Below are 20,038 nucleotides of genomic sequence, written 5' to 3'. Positions count from 1 at the left end.
ATGAACGAAATTCCTGGCTATTTCCTCCTCCGAGCCCCGTGGGAAAACGACTCTGCTCCGCGGACTACAGACTTACAGTTTATCGGTCAAGAATGGGCAGGAGTTGGAAGCGGGGTGCCCCCCATCGGTATCACATCGACAAAGACCTGGCACCGATGAGAGGCATCAACTCGGATTTATTTGCTGCGTTCCAACGACCGATGCTGACGAGTGTTCCGCAGGTGGATGTTTGGCACGTCGGCACAATCGCGCATCCTCGTCACAATGCTCATACTGCTTTTCGAAAGACCTCATATGCCGGGCGCAAAGCTCCCGGGTCCAGCTCCGCCTCATGGTCACTATCAGTTTTTCAAGCCCGTCCCGCCAGTGGAACAGTTGACCTTAAGCGCAACCCATTTGGTCGCCGTCTTGTGATCCTTGACGTGGATTCTGTACTTGCGGTTTTCCGTTGCGTTGAACTTGTAGGTTTTCGACCAGCTTTTCATGATCCCCTTGGCGCCCGAAACCGTCTTTACGCTGGCTTTCTGTTTCTCGCCGTCACCGCGGATATAGAAGAAGTCAATCTTGCCCGGCTTGTTGGTGTAGAACTCGGCAATCATCTTGACGGGTTTGCCGCACTGCGGCCTTGCCGGAACGCTGTAGAGTTTTACCTCCTTCAACTTCAGACCGAACAGCGGGCCTTTTCTCGGGCTTTGAGACTGTCTGCTGACCTCCAGCCATTGCCCTGCCCCATCGTCGAGGTTCGCCTCCACGGTCGGATGGGCTGCAGAGGATCCCTGATGCGCCGGAAACTCCGGCTGATGCAGGGGCGACGAAGCCTGGGCCGTCGCGAGCGGCAGCAACAGCATCAGCGCGGCCAGGCCGGTTTTTAAAATCATGTTCTTCATGAGAGGTTTCCTTTCCATCCGGGTGAATCTCTTCGCGATGTCCTCGGGAAGTCGAGGAACGCTCCGTTGGCCTGCCGGTCCGGCCTCAGGAATTCCCAAGACCGGACCGGCCGTTTTTCAGCGCCGGCTTCGGATCCCGGCGGCCTCGGGCATGCCGGGCGACTTCTTCTTTTTCTTCAGATAGAAGTCCGACTGTTTGCACTGATCGGGATTGAGAAGCTGGCAAACCTTCAGCCGCCAGGTCCCGCCGCCCAGCGCATCGGGATTGAAGCTTCCCGTGTTCCCCATCATCTGCTTGGGCAGCTGTGGGGAGTTGAGAAGCTTGTAACCGCTCTGGGTCTTGCGCAGGAACGCGAGGGTATGTAGCTGGTTCGACTTGGCGCCCGACAGGCGGATCTCGCCGTTACTGACGCGGTTGCGGGGCGCCAGAATAGTGAACTTAGGCTGAGCCGCCATCTGGCCGGCCGGCTTGCCCGGCGGTGAGGTCGGGATGGCGCCGACGCTCGCCAGCTTGACGCAGGAGAATTCCTTCGTCTTCAGCTTCCTGCCGATCTCCGCGCCATGCGAATTGAAGACCTTCATCGCGTAGACGATCTTCTGTTTGGTCGGCGCGGACCCGGCCAGGTTACCGGCGGTCTGCCCCGGCGCGGCTTTCGGGCTCCAGTCAAGATCATGCTGCGCGGCAAAACCGCTGCCGGAATAACCGCCCAGCGACAAAGCTTCCTGCTTGAACTCTTCACCATTGGCAAAGAAAGCGACCTTGCCGGAGAGCGGATGCTCATTGCTTTGCACATTGCCGGTCAGCAGAACCCGCACCGGACAGCTGTAACCGTTCTTCAGCAGCATTCCGCTTCCGGGCCCGACCGTCAGGCTGACGGTCTTGGGCTCGGGGTCGACCGAGGCGAAGTTGTCGACAGACTCCAGCTTCCGACAGATGAAGGTCACCTTCTTTGTCATCTGGTCGACTTCTCCGCCCAGATGATTGTAGAGCACCAGCGAGAACTCGATCTTTTGTCTGAGGCTTCCTTTCACCGTCGCCCAGTGAAGATCGTATTCATCGTCGATGTATTCGACATCGCCATCTTCCACGTCGAAGGCTTCCTGCGACTTGGCAAAGCCGCCCACCTTCAGAACCGCCTTGCCGGCCGTAGATCCCCGGCCGACATAAGACCCGATCATCTTCGCTTCAGCCGGGCACATATGGCCCCTGACCCTGACTTCCTTGGCGGTCGGGAGAACTTCCAGAAACTTCACCCTCGGCGGCAGGAGCGTCAGGAGGTCGTTGGTCGGCTCGGCGCCGCACTCGAAGTCGTAGTTTTTCCAGCTCGAAGTGAAGTTGAAGTTCTCCCCGACGATCCGGATCTTACCGGTCTTGTGACCGGGGCTGAGGGGATAGCTGTGCTCGAAGCTGCCGCTTTGGTCGGCAGTCGTATTGATGCTTTTCAGATCGCTCTGTTTGCCCTCCCCATCGACGTAACGAAAGGTGACATCGAGATTGGGAACATTCGAGGAGATCGCGCCTTTCAGCCTCATCTGACATTTGCCGGCAAAGTTGACCGGATCGTAGCCGTTTACAATCATTGCGGCCGCGGTGACTGCGGGCGTCAGCGGCGGGGGTGCTGGAGTTTTCTTGCAGTTGATCACGACCGGCTTGATCGCGGAATTCTCTACGGCGGGACCGGAGACCTGGCCACGACGTGGGTATTCGGCCCCACTTCCCGACATTTCCCAGGTGACCTCGGCACGGACCTTCAGGGAGATCGTACGATCGCTCGCAAAGATCTCCTCATTGCTCTTGCCCTGGAAGCTGCGCAGTTCCGAGGCCAGCTCATTACAAGCCTGTTTGGCGTAAGGGGCATATTTCTGCCACGGAATGGAAAAGGGTAGATCCCGCGATACCTTTTTCGGCCTGTCGCCAAGCGGATAACTCTTCGAGGCGCCAAGTTCCTGGAACTGCTCTTTCGGCATGCCGTTCCCAGCCTCGGCCTCGGCCTTGATGCTGGGCCAAAGAGCCCAGGATACGATCCGGCCATACTTAAGGGCATCGAGGGACATCGTCATCCTGCCTGTAATGGCGGGCGACGATGACAAAACATGCGTGTAGTTTTCACCGTCACTGACCACTTCGATGGTGGCTTGATCCAGCTCCTTTATGCTCGCTGATCCAAAATCAGCAACCGCCGGGTCGGCGGCAGCCACGCTCAGAGCAAGGATACCGGCGGATAGCAGTCCGCGGCGAAGGCCAATTGGTTTCGCTGAGAGATGTGGGGTGTGGAAATCTCCGCCGGGACTCGGCGGATCAATAGGTCTGGACATGGTTTCTTCTCCATAGAACTGATCTGAAACCCCAGCCGGAAACCAGGTTACTGTCGATCAGTCGGCAAAGAAGCGCAGTGGGTTCAAAAAGCCTTGGAGCTTTTTTGGAAGAATTGTCAGAGAGTGAAGTGAGGCAGGGTATCTGCGGCAAGAAAATTCCCCAAGAAACTGCGGATACCATTCGCAGGCCCTCTGGTTTGTGATCGAGGCATCTGCCCGGTCGCGTCGAAATTTCTACATCGCTCCCGCTGCCCCGCCCGGTCTCGTCATAGGAGCCGAGACCGGACGGATGCCGCGCGTTAGCTGGCGATACCGAGCTGGCGATAGTTAGCTGCCGGCACCTGGCACGATCTTATAGACCTTTGGCTTTGGACCAGGTCCAGGTCCGGGTTTGCCCGGGGTCTTGACCTTGCCGAGCGGTTTTGTCTTTTTCGGCAGATAAAAGTTCGCATGCTTGCACTGCTGGGGACCGGTGAACTGACCATTGCCGCCGGGCGGACAGACCCTCAGTTGCCAGTCGCCGCCGCTCAGTGCATTCAGATTGAAACTTCCTTTCGCACCGGTCATCTGCTGGGGCAACTGCGCGGAGGTGTGCAGCTTATATCCGTTCTTGGTCTTGCGCAGGAAGACAAGGCTGTGGACCTGATCCGGCTTGGCGCCCGAGAGCCGGATCTTGCCATTGCGGATGCGGTTGCGCGGCGCCAGGATGACGATCTTCTGCTTCGCCTGGGTGGCCACCGTTTTGCCGGTGGGTTGCGTCGGCGGCGGGGTTACGCCGCCAACACCCAGTTTGCCGACGGCGGCAGTTTTCGTGCAGGCGAAATTGACGGACTTCTTCATGTAGTCGACCTGTGCGCCCTGCGCGTTAAGGATGATCAGCTCAAAGTTCACGGTCTGCTGGAGAGAGCCCTGAACGCTTTGCCAGGGAAGGACGAACTCTCCATCGATGTACTTCGTTTGACTGTCTTCGATGCTGTAGGACTTCATCACCTTGGGTTGCCCCTTGGCGGCCAGAACAGCCTTACCGGAGACCTTTCCCCGGCCCTTGTAGCCGCCGATCATCTTTGCCTTTACCGGACAGATGTGGCCCTTGTATTGGAATTCCGGAGCCATGGCCCCGACCTGCAGCAGCGTCGCTTTCGGCGGCAGGAACGTCTGGAGATCGTTGGTCGGTTCGGCACCGCACTCGAAGTCGTAGTCTTTCCAGTTCGAGGTGAAATTGAAATTCTGCCCGACGATGCGGACCTTGCCGGTTTTATGTCCCGGACCGAGAGGGTATTTATGCTCGAAGGTGGCGCTTCGATTGGCGTTGGTAGTAACGCTTTTCAGGTCGCTCTCTTTGCCGGTGCCATCAACGTAGCGGAAGGTCACGTCGACACCAGGAACGTTTGAGATGATCGAGCCGTTGAGCTTCATCTGGCACTTGCCGGCAAAATTGATCGGGTCATAGCCCTGAACGACAACGGCCGATCCGGTGACCGCCGGCGGAATCGGCGGCGCCTTCTTACAGTTGATCGAGACCGGCTTGATCAGGGGATTCGCGCCGGGAGTTCCCCCATCGACCTGTACCGGAGGCGGGTCGTCGTTGGCAGCGCCCGACATTTCCCAGCTGACCTCGGCACGGACCTTTACGGAGAGCACGCGGTCGACGGAAAAGATCTCCTCGTTGCTGTAACCCTGTTCATTGCGCAAGCGGGACGCCATCTGATTGCAGGCGTCTTTGGCGTAAGTCTTGTAGGCCTGAACGTAGATGGCGAAGGGAAGCTCCCGCTCCACCTTCTTGGGCCTGTCGCCGATCGGGTAGCTCTTAGAGTATTTGAAGTTCTGGTACTGTTTCTTCGGCGTATCATCCGCCTGGATACTCGGCCATAAGGCCCAGGATTTGACCCGGCCGTACTTATGCGCGTTCAGGAACATCTTCATCTTGCCTTTGATGGCCGGAGACGAACCCGGCACCGAGGTATAATTCTCGCCATCGCTGACGACCTCTATGAGGGCAAGATCCAACTGCGATATGTATGAGATACCGGAGTCGGCAAGGGCTTGTCCGGAGACGGTCATGCCCAGAGCCACGGCGCCAGCGGACAAAAGCGACCGGCGAAAGACGCTTGGCCTGGCCGGAGGGATTGAAGGACGAATATCGCGATAATGACTTTGAGTATTACTTTGGTTTAACACGGCTTCTTCTCCATGATTCAATAAATGGAAACTCAGCCCACGCCTATCGCACTCAATCGCATTCTCTGGCTCTGCCTTCGAACACGTCTGTTTTATTGAACACAATCTGCGCTAATGCCGGAGTAGCTGTAGATCAGTCGATGGAGAGGAAGATCAGGTTCAAAAACTGCGCAACGGCTTGTAAAGGCAGAAACAAACAGACAGCGCCCGGTCTCATTGCGAGACCGGACGCAGCCTGGTGTTGCCGGCCGATACCCGCGCCGTCCTCTGGCGCTTCTACTCCCGGCCACCCCTGACCGAGGTTTTCTTCTGGCCGGGCGCCTTTCGTTTCATCAGCTTGAAGTCGGACTGCTGGCAGTTGTGGGACCCTGCGGTGCGCTTCATCTGCTTGACTTCGCAGACCTTGAGACGCCAGTCACCGGCTTCGAGCGCCCGCGGGTTGAAGCTTGCCTTGCCACCAGTCATCTGCTTGGGCAACTGCGGCGACTTATAGGCTTTGTACCCGCGCTTGGTCTTGCGCAGGAAGGCCAGCTCGAAGACCTGATCCGGCTTGGCACCCACCAGAATGATCTGGCCGTTGCGGGCGAACCTGCGCGGGGCGCGGATGGTAAAGTCGGGCTCGAGCTGCAAGACCGCAGCATTGACGATCTGCTCGCAGGAATACCTGCCGCCCGTTGTTATGCGGTCGACCTCAGCGCCCTCGGCGTTGTAGAGGGTGAAGACATACCTGACGGACTGGGTGAAAGGTCCGCCGACCCGGCTCCAGGGAAGATTGAATTCTTCATCGATAACCTTCGTCTCGCCCTCTTCGATGGAGAAGGTTGTCATTTTTTGCACCTGTCCGTTCGCGGTCAGAACGGCTTTGCCCGAAGACGGACCCCGGCCCCGGTAACCACCGACCATCTTCGCCTTTAGCGGACAGATATAGCCCTGGTTCTCGAATTGCGGCGCCATCACGCCCACTTCCAGAAACTTGATTTCGGGCGGCAGGAGGGTCGCGAAATCCTTGGTGGGTTTTTCGCCGCACTGGAAGTCGTAGTCTTTCCAGTCCGAGGCGAAGTTGAAATTCTCACCGACGATGCGGACCTTGCCGGTTTTGTGGCCCGGACTGAAGGGATAGCTGTGCTCGAAATTGCCGCTTTGATCGGCGGTGGTGTTGACCGTTTTCAGATCACTCTCCTTGCCCGTGCCGTCGACGTAGCGGAAGGTCACGTCGAGACTGGGAACGTTCGAGGAGATCGCGCCTTTCAGCCGCATCTAGCATTGACCGCCTCGATTGACCGGATCGTAGCCATTGACGATCATGGCAACCCCGGTGACCGCAGGCACGATCGGCGGCGACGGAACCTTCATACAGTTGATCGTGACGTCCTTTACCTTGGGCTTACCGATACTATCAGGGTCGACCTGCTCCTTGGCAGGCGGAATTTCATTGGCGAGCCCCGACATGTCCCAGGTGATCTCGGCGCGGACCTGCACCGACAGCAGATGGTCCGCTTCGAAGATCTGCTCGTTCGTCCGGCCAAGGTCGTTACGAAGCCGGGACGCCAGTTGATTGCAGGCCTCCACCGCGTACGACTTGTAAGCTTGCCGGGAAATGGAAAAGGGCAGGTCCCGCTTTACCTTCTTCGGCCGGTCGCCAAGGGAGTAGCTCTTGGAAACCTTGAGTTCCGGAAACTGCTTCTTATGTGCGCCGTCAGCCTGGATGCTCGGCCAAAAAGCCCAGGATCTCACCCGGCCGAAGTCATGGGTGTCGAGATACATCCGTATCCGTCCCTTAATGGCGGGAGACCCGGCCTCGACAGTCGTATAGGTCTCACCATCGCTGGCAACCTCGATAACGGCGGCATCCAGTTCGGATATGCTGGCCGCCCCCCAGTCGGCTGCGGCCGGGCCGGAGGCGAGCATACCCAGGGCGAAAGCGCCGACGGACAGCAGCCCCCGGCGATATTCGCCTGGTTTTACTGATCGGTGCGGGGGGTGAAAATCTCGATCGGAAACGGAAAAATCTATAGCTCCGGACATGGTTTCTTCTCCATAGAACTGATCTGAAACCCCAGCCGGAAACCAGGTTACTTTCGATCAGTCGGCAAAGAAGAGCGGCAGGTTCAAAAATCGCGGGGGCGCCGATCAGCGAGCGGGTGATCGGTTATCAACGGGACAGATTCCGCAAGGACGCGAGAGGCGCTTAAAGACCGTGAATCTTTAGAAACAACGAGACGCTTCACTCAATGCCGGGGATGCTTTCGACGCCCCGGGCCAGTGCCGCGAGGAAAAGCGAAAGCCGCTGCGGTTGCCGCCGCGCAGGCAAGAAGGCCGCGTTGATCGTGAGCCTGGCGGCCCGCCACTTCGGCAGAAGATCCAGCAGCCGCCCCTCGTCCAGGTCCTTTTGAACGAACCAGCGGGGCAGAACCGCAACGCCGACGCCCTTGAGAGCGGCACGCTGCAGGGCGAAGATATTGTTGGTGGCGATCGCCACCCGGGGCTTCAGCTCATGACGCCGGCCGCGGCTTGAGGTCAGGGGGATGCGGGCCCCTTCGAAGGCGGTCAGCGCCGCGAAAGGCAGGCCCGCGACCTCATCGGGTTTTGCGAAGCTCCGCGCGCCGACGAGCCCGGGGCTCGCCACGAGCATCCGTTCGACACGGCCCAACTCCCGCACGATCAAGGTGTCATCGGGAACCGGTCCGACCTTGATCCAGCAGTCGCAGCCGACCTCGGCGAAGCGGATGGGCTGGTCCTCCAGCTCCCAGGTGAGCGAGATCTGTGGATAGCGGAGCTGAAAATCCAGGGCGATGTCCGCCAGCTGAAGCTGGCCCAGAGCGACCGGTGCGACCACCTTCAGCGGCCCGCGCACGGCCTGATCGCCCTCGCTGTGCCGCTCCTGGAGATTTTCCCACCCGGCCAGAAGCTCCCGCGCGTCGCGCAGCAAGGCCTGCCCGGACTGGGTCAGCGCGAGAGAATGGGTGGTGCGCCGGATGAGCTGGGTTCCCAGGCGGGTTTCGAGCTCCTTCAACTGGCGGCTCGCGGAAGCCTGCGACAAACCGAGATCCCGCGCGGCCGCCGAGATCGAGCCACGGTCGGAGATCCGCACGAAAGACTCCAGAAGGGTCAGACGGTCGAGAGGCTTACTCATACGTAATACGTATAACAATTACTCCTTTATGTCGACTACAGGAATGGCAGATCTTGTCTCATCTTGTCTTTCAGGAAATGAAAACCAAACACCAGGAGACGGAAATGACCAGTCAAAGAGATAACATCACACGGAGCTTCAAAATCGGCGGCAACCTTGAGGTGAACCGCCTGGGGTACGGTGCCATGCGCCTGACCGGCCAGCCGGGGAACTTCGGTCCCTACCCGCAATGGGACCAGGGCCTGACGCTGCTGCGCCGCGCTCATGACCTCGGCGTCACTTTTTTCGATAGCGCCTGGGCCTACGGTCCGGAGACGGCGGACCGGATCGTCGGTGAAGCCCTGGGAGGCCGTGACGCCGTGATCGCCACCAAAGGCGGCGTGGACAAACCCGAGCCCGGCAGGATTCTCGTCGATGGCTCGCGCGGTACGCTGCTGCGCCAGATCGACAAAGCGCTGATCAACCTGCGCCGGGACCGGATCGACCTCTTTCAGCTTCACCGCGTGGATCCCGATACACCGATCGAGACCTCGGTCAGGGCTTTGGCCGAAGCGCAGGCGGACGGCAGGATTCGCCATATCGGTCTCTCCAACGTCACGCGCGCGGATCTTGAGCGGGCGCTCAGCGTCGCGCCGATCGCCAGTGTCCAGAACCGCTTCAACATGGCCGAGACAAGCGCGCAGGATCTGGTCGAGTTTACGGCCGAACAGGGCATCGCCTTTATCCCTTACGGGCCGCTCGGGGCCAATCCCATGCAGCCCGGCGCGAAGCTGGATCCGAAGCAGGCGCTCGCGTGGCTGCTGGCGCGTTCCCCCAACATCATCGTCATTCCCGGCACCACGTCGATCGTCCATCTGGACGACAACTGGCGCGCCTGGGACCTGGTATCCACCGCCAAGGACGGAGGTGCGGCATGACACCCCCGAATCGCCACAAGATGGCTCTGCTGACCTGGGTTATTGTCTATCCGATGATCACCCTTCTGCTGGCCGCCCTTGATCCCGTTCTGAACGGCGTCGCGATGCCGCTCAGAACACTGGCTCTGACGCTCATCATGGTTCCGGCGCTGGTCTATGTGGCCCTGCCCTTCGCCACCGGGCAACTGCAAGGCTGGCTAAAGCAAACCGCCGCACCGGCCCTCGAAGAAATGGAGAGAAACAATGATTGAAGACAAAGACAGAACGACGACCGAGAGCGATACCGTCGGGCCCGCACCCAGCGGACTCAGCGATGGAAACGCGAAATTCAACCTGAAATTCGCGTCGCATCTGGGGTTGCTCAGCCTCGACGCAGTTATGTCCCGCCACATCGGCATGGAATTTGATAACTCGGCGGCTGGTATCGAGGGTGAGCGCAAGGTCATCGAAGCGAAGCGGGTCATCGATCCCACCGCCAGGCAAAGCCGAAGCGACAACCTTAGCCCTATCGATAGATAGACATCACTGCACCGCTCGACGTGGTGTCCGATTTAACGAGTTTCAGCGCACGCGGCATTGCGCCCTCGCCGAAGAGGCGCTTGCCCGGACCGACAAGAACCGGAAAGCTCCAGATCCGAAATTCATCGATCAGGTGCTCGGCAAGGAGCGTTTGAATCAGTTGCCAGCTGCCATGAACCTGGAGCAAAGGGCCATCCTGGCTCTTGAGCGCCTTGACATCTTGAGCGACATCGCCGGACAGAGCCACGGAGTTGTTCCAATCAAGCTGGCTCAGGGTCGAGGTGGCGACATACTTCCGCGCGGAGTTCATGGGGTTTGTATCGCCGGCCCCCGAAAAATGCGGCGCGAAAAGCTCGTAGGTCTTGCGGCCGAGCAGCAGGTCGTAGGGCTCGGCCATGGCAAACTTTCCGACCTGTTCCATCACACCGTCCCAGTGAGGATCGGCCCAGCCGCCCCGGGTGAAGCCGCCGGAGCTGTCCTCGTCGGGCAACCTGGGGGCCTGCATGACGCCATCGAGGGTCTGGAAGGTCAGGATCGCGAGTTCTCTGGGCATGGTCTTCTCCCTGTGGATTACGTCGCCGAAGTGATGAAACCGCACCTCAGCGCAGATCAGGCTGCCGCGGTTTTCAGCGCTTGGGCCAGGCGTTCGAGACTCTCGGTGCCACCGCTATCGGCACCCAGTTCCTTTGCATGTTCTGCCGCCTGCGCGGAAGGGAAGATCATGCGCAGCGTGAGGCTCGTCTGCCCGTCAACTTCCTCGAATATCACGCAGAATTCGCAGGTCAGATGGGGGTCGTCCGCCTTGCCGCCGACATGGGAAAAGGCCAGGCGCTCGGGCTTCACGATTTCGGTAAAGACGCCCCGGCCGGGATAGTCCGTGCCGTCCGGGCCGTGCATGATGTAGTCCCAGACACCGCCGACCTCGACTTCCATGGCAAGGGTGGTGGTGGTGAAGCCCTCGGGTCCCCACCACTTGCCGATATGCGCCGGATCGGTCCAGGCGGCAAAGACAAGCGCGCGCGGTGCGTCGTAAGTCCGCGTGAAGAGCAACTCATTTGCGGCGTTTGGTTTTATTGCGTCTTTACTTTTCTGGGGCACGGCCCCCTCCCTTCTCCGCGGCTTGCAGGTCCTGCAGATAGCCGCCCAGACGGTCCAGGCTCTCTTCCCAGGCCTGCCGGTAATCCTCGACCCAGTCCGCAACCTCCTTGAGCGGTGCCGCCCGCAGACGGCAGGGCCGCGTTTGCGCTTCACGCCCACGTTCGATCAGTCCGGCCTTCTCCAGCACCTTCAGATGTTTGGTGACCGCCGGCATGGTCATCTCGAAGGGTTCGGCCAGCTCGGTAACCGTGCGCTCGCCGGAAGCCAGCTGCGCCAGGATCGCCCGGCGGGTGGGATCCGCAAGCGCCGCGAGTGTGCTGTCGAGTTGGGATACAGGCATAGAACATTACCGATCAGTTAATTTACTAATTGGTAAAATAAAAAAGAAGAAACGTCAATCCGGAATCCGCTCTAGACACCGTACCCGATTTCGGCGATGTCGGCCTGGAGGCGCTCAATCGAAATCTCCGGGTTGAGAGCCCGAACGATGTCTTCTGTCAGACGGCCATGAGCGAAGATCGCCGCAACCGGGTCCAGCGGCACTTCTGCTTCATAGTATTCACAGGCGAAGGCCTGATAGGTCTCGGGTTTGCCATCGAGGCCCAGCAAAAGAAACGCTGATCCGTCAGGATCGTCGCCTTTGGACAACTCGACACCAGAGTCGTTCCATTCACCATCGTTGCGACGGCGCCAATAACAAAAAGTCACGTTATTCGGGCTGAATGCGGGTTCAACGACACCAACGGCGAAATCTTCGGGTACGTGTTTGTAAAACGCTTCGGCCCCGAGATGATCCGCCTGATGTTCATGACTGAAGCCCTTGAGAAAACAACCATGGTCGTTGAAGAGCGCGAACAGGCTGTCACCCGATCCATTCCGCATCGACCCCATAGTCTCGCCAGGGCCCCAATGCGCATCAAACGAATAATATCGATACTCCCACTCGGGGGACATGATCGCGTCAAGCAAGGCAAGAGATTGAAAAAGGCGTTCAAGTGAATCGGGCGGAGGTAGATGCGTCATACCGGTCATACTGGCTCCTGGCTTACGAAGTATCCTCGTGAAGAAGCGTCTAGGCCTCGATCAGCCCCAGCTCGCGCTGTTTCTTTTTCGAGAGGCCCTGGGAGACGATCAGGTGGGACTGGCGCAGGTAATCTTTGAGGTCATCGTCGGAGAGGCCCGGCTGGGCGTAGTCCTGGATCCACTTCATGCCGCGCGAGGCCAGATAGGGCGCGGGGCGCAGGCCCGGCTGCTCCTTCAGGATCTCGTAGGAAAGCTCGCTGGTCTTGAAGGTGAAGCCCGGCTGATCGTCGCCCCAGCCGCCGATGGCGAAGACCTTGCCGCCGACCTTCCAGACCTGCGCCCCGCCCCACTGCTCCACAAAAGTGGTGGCAGGCAGCGATGCGCAGAAGGCGTTGAATTCTTCGTAGGTCATTGAGAAACATCCTGTTCGCGGGGACGCGAACTATCGGACCTTAGAGAGGCTTTGTCCATGACCTATCACAGCCCCGGGGACCCATCTGGAACCGGCCCGAACTCAGCTCCGTCCGAGCCTGCCGTGAGGTCTCACTGCTGCGGGAAGCGCGCCTTCCTGAAGGCGGTCTCGCCCTCGCCGTTGATCACCGTGACGATCTCGCGCGCCGTGGCGGGTGGGACCTCCAGCCGCGCGAAAGTGGCGCTGACCCGCTTGCCCATGGCGTCGGTGATCGTCTCGGGCGCCGGCACGCCGTTGCGTTCGCGCGCCTCCGCCGACAGTGAACCGTAGAAGGCGGCTGTCATGCGGGAATTGATGATATCCTGGGTCAGACAGCGTTCGACCCCTTGCGTGTAGCTCTCCGCCGGTTCGATGGCCGTCTCATAGCAGGTCTTGATAACCTCGAAAGCGCCCCTGGACCCCTTTTCCTTTTGAATCACGGCAATGGCGACGGCAGCGTCGGTAATGTTCTGAGCACGGTCCCAGGTCGCTTCCTGGCCAAAACCTTGAGGACTGAAGGCCAGCAGGGAAGCCGTGAAGACTCCGGACAGCAGGCAGGGAAAGAAATGGCGGCGGGTCAGAGAGGACATGGCTTTCCTAACGGTGATCGAAGAGCATGAGATCCTTTTCCGACCCTATCGGATGATAATTTGACGCCAATAACAAGGCGGAAGCGTGATAACTGAAAGCAGCCTGCCTACCCGGACGCCGACAGACTGTGCCGTTTCTTCGCGATGGCCTCGCGTTTGATTTTTTCCTGGCCGACGCGGAAGGACTGCTCGACGAAATCCAAGTGGGCGCGGGCGGCGGCGGCGGCGGCTTCGGGGTCGCCCCCGACAATCGCCTTGCCGATGGCGAGGTGCTGTTCCAGCAGCATCGCGCCGTTGTCGTCGACGGCACGCAGGAAATCCCGATTGTAAAAGACCCCGCGTTTGGTCAGGTCGTAGACCGAGGCCATCATATGGATGAGCGTTGAATTGTGGCTGGCGTCGGCGATGGCCACATGGAGGCCGATGTCGGCGCGCTGGGCGGCCTCGCTGTCATCCGCCTCGTGGGCCGCGACCATGTCAGCCATGATGCGGGTCAGAATCTCTTTATCTGCTTTGGTCGCGCGCTCGGCGGCCAGGCGCGCCGCGAAAGACTCCTGCTCGCGGCGGTATTCCAGATAGTCGAAAAAGGCGACCGGGTGCCGTGCGTAGAGATCGACCAACGCCGGACTAAGCGCCTTGCCGATCAGGGGCGCGATCACCGAGCCTTCGCCGTGGCGCACCTCGATCAAATTCTGATCCTCCAGACGCTTGAGCGCTTCACGCAGCTTGGGCCGGGAGACATCGAAGAGTTCGGCCATCTCCCGCTCGGACGGCAGCTTGCTGCCCTCCTTGAGGACGCCCGCGACAATCAGGGTCTCGATCTGCTCGACCACCGCGTCGGCGACCGATCCATGATCGATGGGCTCGAACAAAAACTTCGCCGCTTCCCGCATTTCAGCTCACCCGCTGCCCCTCACGTTCGTTCGTGAGAGGTAATTTATTTTGTCCACTATAGATTTTTGAAAACCCGGCGTCATGAGAAATCTGACGTCACGACGCCAAGCCCTTGATTCACAGAAGCTAACAGACAGCCTGTGATGGTCCAGAGACTGGAAATTTCCTTGCGAATTCAGGGCAATTTTCGACCCATTCCACCCGCCTTTAGCAGCCAGAGGTAAACAAATTATTTGACTCTCTGAGTGGTAAAGAATATTTACCACTCTCAAGAATAAAAGAAATTGACGGATCCGGCCGCTGGCACTGCCGCCCGGGATCAAAGCAATTCCGAGATCAACCTGACTCACAGTGGAGGAAATTGTGAAACACGCTCTCATTGGACTTGCGGCCGCCGCCGCGCTTACGGCCGCAGCCACAACCGGCGCCCCATCCGGCGCACAGGCCGCCGACAAGCTGTTGCTGAAAACCCCGATCGCCTTCTCGACGTCCCTGCCCGGCCTGGGCTCGCCCATTCCACGGGTTGCCGAACAGCTGAACCTGATGTCCGGCGGCACACTGCGCATGAAGGTCTATGAGCCGCACAAGCTGGTCCCGCCCTTCGAGATTCTGGAATCCGTTTCTTCCGGCAAGATCAACTCCGGATATGCCACGGCAGGTTACTGGGCCGGTAAAATCCCCGCTTCGCCGCTTTTCTCGGCGGTGCCTTTCGGACCGGAAGCCGGCGAATACATGGCCTGGATGTATTACGGCAACGGCCTGACGCTTTATCAGGAGATGTACGACCAGGCGGGCTACAACGTGAAGGTTCTGCCCTGCGCCATCATCGCACCGGAAACCTCGGGCTGGTTCTCGAAGGAAATCAATTCCGCTGAAGATCTGAACGGCCTGAAGATGCGCTTCTTCGGCCTGGGCGGCAAAGTCATGCAGAAGCTCGGCGTGGCCACTTCCCTGCTGCCCGGCGGCGAAATCTTCCCGGCCCTGGAAAAGGGTGCGATCGACGCCACCGAGTTTTCCATGCCCGCGATCGATGCCCGCCTCGGCTTCCACAAGCTGGTAAAGTATAATTACTTCCCCGGCTGGCATCAGCAGGCCACGGTCTTCGAAGTGCTGATCAACAAGGACGTCTGGAACGGCATGTCCGACCAGCACAAGGCCATCATGGAGAATGCCTGCAAGGCCTCCATGGCCGACAGCTTCGCCGAGGGCGAGGCCATCCAGCATGCCGCGCTGATCGAGAACGTCGAAAAACACGGCGTCCAGATGAAGCAGTGGTCCGACGAGATGCTGAACCTCTATCGCACGACCTGGGAAGAAGTTGCTGCCGAAGAAGCCGGCAATAACGAATTCTTCAAGAAGGTCCTCGACGACATGAACGGCTTCCGCGAGGGCTACGCGCTCTGGAAGACCAACGCCTTCCTGCCGCGCAGCCAGTAAAAAGGCGAAGACTGCAGGCGGCCGCCCGGGATCCATGGGGGCCGCCTGCTTCGCTCAACAACCGGTCGCGGAACCAGCGACCCCGAAACCATCGGACAACGATGGACCTCCCAGATAAAAAGACGCCCCAAGGCGTCCACCACATTTCAAAGAGAGTCTGAGGGCCGTTCACCGCATCGGTGAGAAACCTGCATCGGCCTCTCATGGGAAGAGGCGCCTGTCATGACCAGCAGAAGCGAAGAAAACCAGACCGATCCAATCGAGCTCTACGAGCAGATCCTGGAGCATGAAGAACCGGACCGGCAGGCCTTTGCCGTCATGCTGGACCGCATCGTCACCTCGATCGGCCATGTGGTCATGTGGGCCAACGTCGCGCTGATCGTCGCGATCATCGCCCAGGTCTCCCTGCGCTACCTCTTCAACGAAAACTATCCCAAGCTGGACGAGATCCAGTGGCACTTCTACGGCCTGGGCACCATGATCGGCCTGAGCTACGCCATGGTGAAAGACAGCCATGTGCGGGTCGACATCGTGCATATGAGCCTGCGCGACAACGTCAAGCGGACCATCGAGATCCTCGGCATCGTCCTGCTGCTCGCGCCCTTCATATACCTGATGGTCGATCAGGGGTACGATTACTTCTACGAGTCCTTCCGGGTCAACGAGCGCTCGGACAGTCCCACGGGCCTGCCTGCACGCTGGGCCTTCAAGGCGGTTATTCCGATCAGCTTCGTGCTGCTGGCCGTGGCCGCGCTAGCAAGGCTGATCCACAGCGGCCATGCGCTGCTGACCGCGGAACGCGATCAGATCGGCGCGGGCTGGGCGCGGATCTTCTTTATCCTGGCGAGCTTCGCCGCCGTCGCCTTCGTGCTGGGAACCCTGGTGGAAACGACGGAAGAGAAGCTCGTCGTCGCCATGTTCATGACCTTCATCGGCCTGCTCTTCACCGGCTTTCCGGTAGCCTGGGTATTGGCCGGCGTCGGCGTGCTCTATTGCGGCGTCGCCTTTCTTTTCGACAACGGCCTGATGAATTGGACCGGGCTGGAGGAAACCCTGACCGGCCTGGATTACCTGACCCTGGGCGCCACGGTGAACCGGGTCTATGCCACCATGTCGAACGCGGTTCTGGTCGCCCTGCCTATGTTCATCTTCATGGGCCTGATGCTGGACGAGAGCGGCGTGGCCGAGCGCCTGATGACCTCCATGCAGCGGCTTTTCGGAACCGTGCGCGGGGGGCTCGCCATTACTGTGACCGCCATCGGCATCATCCTGGCGGCCTCGACGGGCATCATCGGCGCCTCGGTCGTGCTGCTGGGCGTTCTCTCCCTGCCCGCCATGGTCAATCAGGGTTACTCCAAACCGCTGGCCACCGGCACCATCGCAGCCTCGGGTACGCTGGGCATTCTGATCCCGCCTTCGATCATGTTGGTGATCATGGCGGACCAGATGGCGCTGTCGGTCGGCGATCTCTTCATGGCCGCCCTCTTCCCGGGTCTGGTGATCGGCGGTCTCTATCTGATTTACATTCTGGTGGTGGGCCTGGTCAGCCCCTCCTCCGCGCCGGTGCCCAAAGACGCCAAGGCGCCGGACTGGCATGCGGTGAAAGAGGTTCTGATCGCGGTGCTGCCGCCGGTGCTGCTGATCTTCGCTGTATTGGGTTCGATCTTCGCAGGCATCACAACACCCACCGAAGCCTCGGGCGTCGGTGCCATCGGAGCCACCATCCTGGCGGTGGCTTACCGAAAACTGAACCTGAAGAAGCTGGCCACCGTCTGCATCTCCACCTTCAACACCACGGCCTACATCTTCGCCATCTTCATCGGCGCCACGGTCTTCTCTTACGTCCTGCGCGAGCTGGGCGGCGACGAACTGATCGAGAGCATGATCCACTCCACCGGCCTGGGTCCGCAAGGCACCGTGATCTTTATCCTCCTGATCGTCTTCCTGCTGGGCTTCGTTCTGGACTGGATCGAGATCACGCTGATCGTCCTGCCCCTCATGCGGCCGATCGTGAATGCCCTGGGCCTGGACATCCCCGGTTTCGATGCGATCGACGAGCCCGCATTGGTGTGGTTCGTGATCCTGGTGGCCGTGACCCTACAGACCTCGTTCCTGACGCCGCCGGTCGGCTTCGCGCTCTTTTACCTCAAGGGTGTCTGTCCGCCGGAGGTCAAGCTGAGCGATATCTATAAAGGCGTCATTCCCTTCGTCCTGCTGCAGTTGACCGGCCTGGCCCTGGTCTTCGGCTTCCCGGAACTTGCGACCTGGTTGCCGTCGGTTGCCTTTAACTGAGGGCACCTTTAACCGAGGACGCCGCTAACGGAGGAGCTTGCGATGGCCACGACCTTTCTCGACGAACTTGCCGCCATCGTCGGTGCCGGCGATGTCTATAGCGACCCCAAGAAGTCGGAGCGCTACCGCAAGGGCTTCCGTTCCGGCAGCGGCGAAGCGGAAGCCGTGGTCTTTCCCAGCAGTCTGCCCGAGCTCTGGCAGGTCCTGAAGGCCTGCGTCGCCGCCGACCGCATCGTGATCATGCAGGCGGCCAACACCGGCCTGACCGAAGGCTCGACCCCAAACGGCAGCTACGACCGCAAGGTGGTGATCATCAACACCCTGCGACTGGATAAGATCCACGTCATCCGCGCGGGTGGGCAGATCATCAGCCATCCTGGCGGCACGCTCTACAAACTGGAGAAGCTGCTCAAACCCTTCGGTCGGCAACCGCACTCGGTGATCGGCTCCTCCTGCATCGGTGCCTCGGTTGTCGGCGGGGTCTGCAACAATTCCGGCGGTTCCCTGGTGCAGCGCGGTCCGGCCTATACGGAACTGGCCCTCTATGCGCAGCTTCACGCTGACGGCCGCCTGGAGCTGGTCAATCACCTGGGCATCGATCTGGGCGAGACGCCGGAGGAAATTCTGGAGCGCCTGGAACGCGGCAAGTTCGACGAGACCGACATCGACGACAACGCGGGCAAGGCCTCGGACCAGGACTACGCGCAAAAGGTCCGGGAGGTCGATGTGCCAAGCCCGGCCCGCTTCAACGCCGATCCCACGCGCCTGCGCGAAGCCTCGGGCTGCGCCGGGAAGCTCGCCGTCTTCGCCGTGCGCCTGGACACCTTCCCTGCGGCAAGCGGCGAGAAGGTCTATTACATCGGCACCAACGATCCCGCCGCCCTGACCAGCCTGCGCCGGCGCATGCTCTCGGAATTGCCGGAGCTGCCGGTCAGCGGCGAGTACCTGCACCGGGAGATCTTCGACATCGCCCGGGTCTACGGCAAGGACACGCTGCTGATGATCCACTGGCTCGGCACGAGCTTCCTGCCCTTCTTCTTTACGACAAAGGGACGCCTGGACGCGGTGCTCAACAAGGTCGCTTTCCTGCCGGAAAACCTGGTCGACCGCAGCATGCAGTTCTTCGCCGGCCTGCTGCCCGAGGCTCTGCCCAAACGCATGCTGAAGTACCGCGAGGACTTCGAACACCACCTGATCCTGAAGGTCGGCCCCGCCATCGCGCAGCAGACCGAGAGCCTGCTGAACGAGGTCATGGGCCCGGAGAACTGGTTCCTCTGCGATGCGGCGGAAGGCAAGAAGGCCATGCTGCACCGCTTCGCCGCCGCGGGCGCCGCCGTGCGGTATCAGGCAATCCACAGCAAGGAGGTCGAGGACATCCTGGCGTTGGACATCGCCCTACGCCGCAACGACAAGGACTGGCTGGAAAGCCTGCCCGAAGATATCGAAAAGGACCTGCTGGCCAAGCTCTACTACGGGCACTTCTTCTGCCACGTCTTTCACCAAGACTACGTGGTGCGCAAGGGCGCCGACCCGAAGCTGATCAAGCAGAAGATGCTCGCCCTGCTGGACGACCGCGGCGCGGAATACCCGGCGGAGCATAATGTCGGGCATCTCTACGAAGCCAAGCCGGAACTGGCGGCGTTCTATGAGGAACTGGACCCGACCAATTCCTTCAATCCGGGAATCGGGAAGACCTCGAAGCAGAAGCGGCGGGTTTCGGGATAGCTAGCCGCAGACTCCATCCTCGAAGTGATAGTGCTCCTGGGAGGCGCTGGTGAAGCCTTGGATGAACTCCGGCGTCGTCTCGTGTGGTTTGTTCGGGCTGAAGTAATTCTCTGCTATCGCCCAGTCATAGACACCCTCCCCCAGTGGATACCGGGTCAAAAGACCGGAGAGCTTGTGTTTTGAAATCCAGGCGCATGCCGTGTCTTTATCCGCAAAGATACCCGACGCAAACCGGCTCCCGGCACCCGAGAAGACCCAGACACTGCGATCAACCATTAACCCAGTCCCTCCACGGCAACCAGTCGCGCGCTGCTGCAGGCGTCCCGGATAGATTTCAGGCCCTGATAGACCGGGCCGTTGTAAAAACCCTCCCAGGCTTCGACCGAAGGGAATTTCAGCAGCACGATCCGGCGCGGCTCCCAGTCGCCTTCGTAGACCTTGTGTTCCCCGCCGCGTGCGAGATAGCGCGCACCCGCTTCTGCCAGGGCCGGCTTCACCTTGGTCATGAACTCCGTGTAACTCACGGCATCATGGATATCGACATCGAAAATCACATAAGCGGCCATAGGTCGCCCCCC

At 60.0% G+C, this 20,038-nt stretch carries 21 protein-coding genes; 6 read left to right on the top strand and 15 right to left on the bottom strand.

The window, feature by feature from the left end:
• Positions 1–341: 341 nt before the first annotated feature.
• The 6 genes from FKG95_RS04330 to FKG95_RS04305 all read right to left on the bottom strand — a co-directional run bounded on the left by FKG95_RS04330 (position 342) and on the right by FKG95_RS04305 (position 8,514).
• A complete protein-coding gene (locus tag FKG95_RS04330) occupies positions 342–887 on the bottom strand; it encodes a hypothetical protein (protein WP_142895049.1) in 546 nt (181 codons plus the stop codon).
• A gap of 117 nt (positions 888–1,004) precedes the next feature.
• A complete protein-coding gene (locus FKG95_RS04325) occupies positions 1,005–3,203 on the bottom strand; it encodes a hypothetical protein (RefSeq protein WP_142895048.1) in 2,199 nt (732 codons plus the stop codon).
• Positions 3,204–3,530: 327 nt separating this feature from the next.
• Entirely contained in the window at positions 3,531–5,264 is a 1,734-nt protein-coding gene (locus FKG95_RS04320; protein ID WP_142895047.1) for a hypothetical protein, read from the bottom strand.
• A gap of 393 nt (positions 5,265–5,657) precedes the next feature.
• The gene (locus tag FKG95_RS04315; protein ID WP_142895046.1) at positions 5,658–6,638 is read right to left on the bottom strand and encodes a hypothetical protein; all 981 of its coding nucleotides are present in this window, start codon (positions 6,636–6,638) and stop codon (positions 5,658–5,660) included.
• Entirely contained in the window at positions 6,639–7,406 is a 768-nt protein-coding gene (locus tag FKG95_RS04310) for a hypothetical protein (protein WP_142895045.1), read from the bottom strand.
• 199 nt (positions 7,407–7,605) lie between these two features.
• A complete protein-coding gene (locus FKG95_RS04305; RefSeq protein WP_142895044.1) occupies positions 7,606–8,514 on the bottom strand; it encodes a LysR family transcriptional regulator in 909 nt (302 codons plus the stop codon).
• A 104-nt stretch (positions 8,515–8,618) separates the two neighbouring features.
• Here FKG95_RS04305 and FKG95_RS04300 point away from each other — a divergent pair, with 104 nt between their 5' ends.
• Genes FKG95_RS04300 through FKG95_RS04290 form a run of 3 tightly spaced genes read left to right on the top strand, consistent with a single transcriptional unit; the run spans position 8,619 to position 9,950 of the window.
• Complete coding sequence (locus FKG95_RS04300) at positions 8,619–9,431, top strand: aldo/keto reductase (protein WP_142895043.1); 813 nt, start codon at positions 8,619–8,621, stop codon at positions 9,429–9,431.
• Positions 9,428–9,682, top strand: coding sequence for a putative antibiotic biosynthesis monooxygenase (locus tag FKG95_RS04295; protein WP_142895042.1), 255 nt, complete (start codon positions 9,428–9,430; stop codon positions 9,680–9,682). Before FKG95_RS04300 ends, FKG95_RS04295 begins: the two co-directional genes overlap by 4 nt.
• Entirely contained in the window at positions 9,675–9,950 is a 276-nt protein-coding gene (locus tag FKG95_RS04290) for a hypothetical protein (protein WP_142895041.1), read from the top strand. The genes FKG95_RS04295 and FKG95_RS04290 overlap by 8 nt, the downstream gene beginning before the upstream one ends.
• On the opposite strand, the gene FKG95_RS04285 is transcribed toward FKG95_RS04290, so the two are convergent.
• The 7 genes from FKG95_RS04285 to FKG95_RS04255 all read right to left on the bottom strand — a co-directional run bounded on the left by FKG95_RS04285 (position 9,937) and on the right by FKG95_RS04255 (position 14,005).
• Entirely contained in the window at positions 9,937–10,503 is a 567-nt protein-coding gene (locus FKG95_RS04285) for a dihydrofolate reductase family protein (protein WP_142895040.1), read from the bottom strand. The genes FKG95_RS04290 and FKG95_RS04285 overlap by 14 nt on opposite strands.
• Before the next feature lie 56 nt (positions 10,504–10,559).
• The gene (locus FKG95_RS04280) at positions 10,560–11,048 is read right to left on the bottom strand and encodes an SRPBCC family protein (protein WP_218940057.1); all 489 of its coding nucleotides are present in this window, start codon (positions 11,046–11,048) and stop codon (positions 10,560–10,562) included.
• Complete coding sequence (locus tag FKG95_RS04275) at positions 11,032–11,388, bottom strand: ArsR/SmtB family transcription factor (RefSeq protein ID WP_142895039.1); 357 nt, start codon at positions 11,386–11,388, stop codon at positions 11,032–11,034. The genes FKG95_RS04280 and FKG95_RS04275 overlap by 17 nt, the downstream gene beginning before the upstream one ends.
• Before the next feature lie 71 nt (positions 11,389–11,459).
• Positions 11,460–12,080 carry a hypothetical protein gene (locus FKG95_RS04270; protein WP_142895038.1) on the bottom strand — a complete coding sequence of 207 codons (621 nt, stop codon included), beginning with the start codon at positions 12,078–12,080 and terminating at the stop codon, positions 11,460–11,462.
• Positions 12,081–12,120: 40 nt separating this feature from the next.
• On the bottom strand, positions 12,121–12,483 hold the full coding sequence (locus FKG95_RS04265; RefSeq protein ID WP_142895037.1) for an MmcQ/YjbR family DNA-binding protein: 363 nt from the start codon (positions 12,481–12,483) through the stop codon (positions 12,121–12,123).
• A 131-nt stretch (positions 12,484–12,614) separates the two neighbouring features.
• Positions 12,615–13,112 carry a hypothetical protein gene (locus FKG95_RS04260; RefSeq protein ID WP_142895036.1) on the bottom strand — a complete coding sequence of 166 codons (498 nt, stop codon included), beginning with the start codon at positions 13,110–13,112 and terminating at the stop codon, positions 12,615–12,617.
• A 107-nt stretch (positions 13,113–13,219) separates the two neighbouring features.
• Positions 13,220–14,005, bottom strand: coding sequence for a FadR/GntR family transcriptional regulator (locus tag FKG95_RS04255; RefSeq protein ID WP_142895035.1), 786 nt, complete (start codon positions 14,003–14,005; stop codon positions 13,220–13,222).
• Positions 14,006–14,369: 364 nt separating this feature from the next.
• On the opposite strand from FKG95_RS04255, the gene FKG95_RS04250 reads away from it, so the two are divergent.
• The 3 genes from FKG95_RS04250 to dld all read left to right on the top strand — a co-directional run bounded on the left by FKG95_RS04250 (position 14,370) and on the right by dld (position 19,460).
• Positions 14,370–15,443, top strand: coding sequence for a TRAP transporter substrate-binding protein (locus FKG95_RS04250; RefSeq protein ID WP_179953922.1), 1,074 nt, complete (start codon positions 14,370–14,372; stop codon positions 15,441–15,443).
• Positions 15,444–15,665: 222 nt separating this feature from the next.
• A complete protein-coding gene (locus FKG95_RS04245; protein WP_142895034.1) occupies positions 15,666–17,735 on the top strand; it encodes a TRAP transporter large permease subunit in 2,070 nt (689 codons plus the stop codon).
• A gap of 42 nt (positions 17,736–17,777) precedes the next feature.
• Complete coding sequence (gene dld, locus FKG95_RS04240) at positions 17,778–19,460, top strand: D-lactate dehydrogenase (RefSeq protein ID WP_142895033.1); 1,683 nt, start codon at positions 17,778–17,780, stop codon at positions 19,458–19,460.
• On the opposite strand, the gene FKG95_RS04235 is transcribed toward dld, so the two are convergent.
• Positions 19,461–19,736: a DUF7710 domain-containing protein gene (locus FKG95_RS04235; protein ID WP_142895032.1), complete on the bottom strand. Its 276-nt coding sequence runs from the start codon at positions 19,734–19,736 to the stop codon at positions 19,461–19,463.
• On the bottom strand, positions 19,736–20,026 hold the full coding sequence (locus tag FKG95_RS04230) for a DUF1330 domain-containing protein (protein WP_142895031.1): 291 nt from the start codon (positions 20,024–20,026) through the stop codon (positions 19,736–19,738). Before FKG95_RS04230 ends, FKG95_RS04235 begins: the two co-directional genes overlap by 1 nt.
• Positions 20,027–20,038: the final 12 nt, after the last annotated feature.

The organism is Denitrobaculum tricleocarpae (assembly GCF_007004665.1).
Classification (GTDB): Bacteria; Pseudomonadota; Alphaproteobacteria; order Kiloniellales; family Kiloniellaceae; genus Denitrobaculum; species Denitrobaculum tricleocarpae.
Note: the sequence above shows the minus strand (reverse complement) of the source record. Positions and strands in the feature narration are given on the sequence as shown.

Excerpts from the sequence above, each read along its gene's own strand:
- FKG95_RS04270 (WP_142895038.1), bottom strand. The coding sequence starts at position 12,080 with ATGACCGGTATGACGCATCTACCTCCGCCCGATTCACTTGAACGCCTT.
- FKG95_RS04265 (WP_142895037.1), bottom strand. The coding sequence starts at position 12,483 with ATGACCTACGAAGAATTCAACGCCTTCTGCGCATCGCTGCCTGCCACC.
- FKG95_RS04305 (WP_142895044.1), bottom strand. The coding sequence starts at position 8,514 with ATGAGTAAGCCTCTCGACCGTCTGACCCTTCTGGAGTCTTTCGTGCGG.
- FKG95_RS04290 (WP_142895041.1), top strand. The coding sequence starts at position 9,675 with ATGATTGAAGACAAAGACAGAACGACGACCGAGAGCGATACCGTCGGG.
- FKG95_RS04325 (WP_142895048.1), bottom strand. The coding sequence starts at position 3,203 with ATGTCCAGACCTATTGATCCGCCGAGTCCCGGCGGAGATTTCCACACC.
- dld (WP_142895033.1), top strand. The coding sequence starts at position 17,778 with ATGGCCACGACCTTTCTCGACGAACTTGCCGCCATCGTCGGTGCCGGC.
- FKG95_RS04235 (WP_142895032.1), bottom strand. The coding sequence starts at position 19,736 with ATGGTTGATCGCAGTGTCTGGGTCTTCTCGGGTGCCGGGAGCCGGTTT.
- FKG95_RS04300 (WP_142895043.1), top strand. The coding sequence starts at position 8,619 with ATGACCAGTCAAAGAGATAACATCACACGGAGCTTCAAAATCGGCGGC.
- FKG95_RS04275 (WP_142895039.1), bottom strand. The coding sequence starts at position 11,388 with ATGCCTGTATCCCAACTCGACAGCACACTCGCGGCGCTTGCGGATCCC.
- FKG95_RS04230 (WP_142895031.1), bottom strand. The coding sequence starts at position 20,026 with ATGGCCGCTTATGTGATTTTCGATGTCGATATCCATGATGCCGTGAGT.
- FKG95_RS04285 (WP_142895040.1), bottom strand. The coding sequence starts at position 10,503 with ATGCCCAGAGAACTCGCGATCCTGACCTTCCAGACCCTCGATGGCGTC.
- FKG95_RS04255 (WP_142895035.1), bottom strand. The coding sequence starts at position 14,005 with ATGCGGGAAGCGGCGAAGTTTTTGTTCGAGCCCATCGATCATGGATCG.
- FKG95_RS04295 (WP_142895042.1), top strand. The coding sequence starts at position 9,428 with ATGACACCCCCGAATCGCCACAAGATGGCTCTGCTGACCTGGGTTATT.
- FKG95_RS04315 (WP_142895046.1), bottom strand. The coding sequence starts at position 6,638 with ATGCGGCTGAAAGGCGCGATCTCCTCGAACGTTCCCAGTCTCGACGTG.
- FKG95_RS04310 (WP_142895045.1), bottom strand. The coding sequence starts at position 7,406 with ATGTCCGGAGCTATAGATTTTTCCGTTTCCGATCGAGATTTTCACCCC.
- FKG95_RS04320 (WP_142895047.1), bottom strand. The coding sequence starts at position 5,264 with ATGACCGTCTCCGGACAAGCCCTTGCCGACTCCGGTATCTCATACATA.
- FKG95_RS04260 (WP_142895036.1), bottom strand. The coding sequence starts at position 13,112 with ATGTCCTCTCTGACCCGCCGCCATTTCTTTCCCTGCCTGCTGTCCGGA.
- FKG95_RS04245 (WP_142895034.1), top strand. The coding sequence starts at position 15,666 with ATGACCAGCAGAAGCGAAGAAAACCAGACCGATCCAATCGAGCTCTAC.
- FKG95_RS04330 (WP_142895049.1), bottom strand. The coding sequence starts at position 887 with ATGAAGAACATGATTTTAAAAACCGGCCTGGCCGCGCTGATGCTGTTG.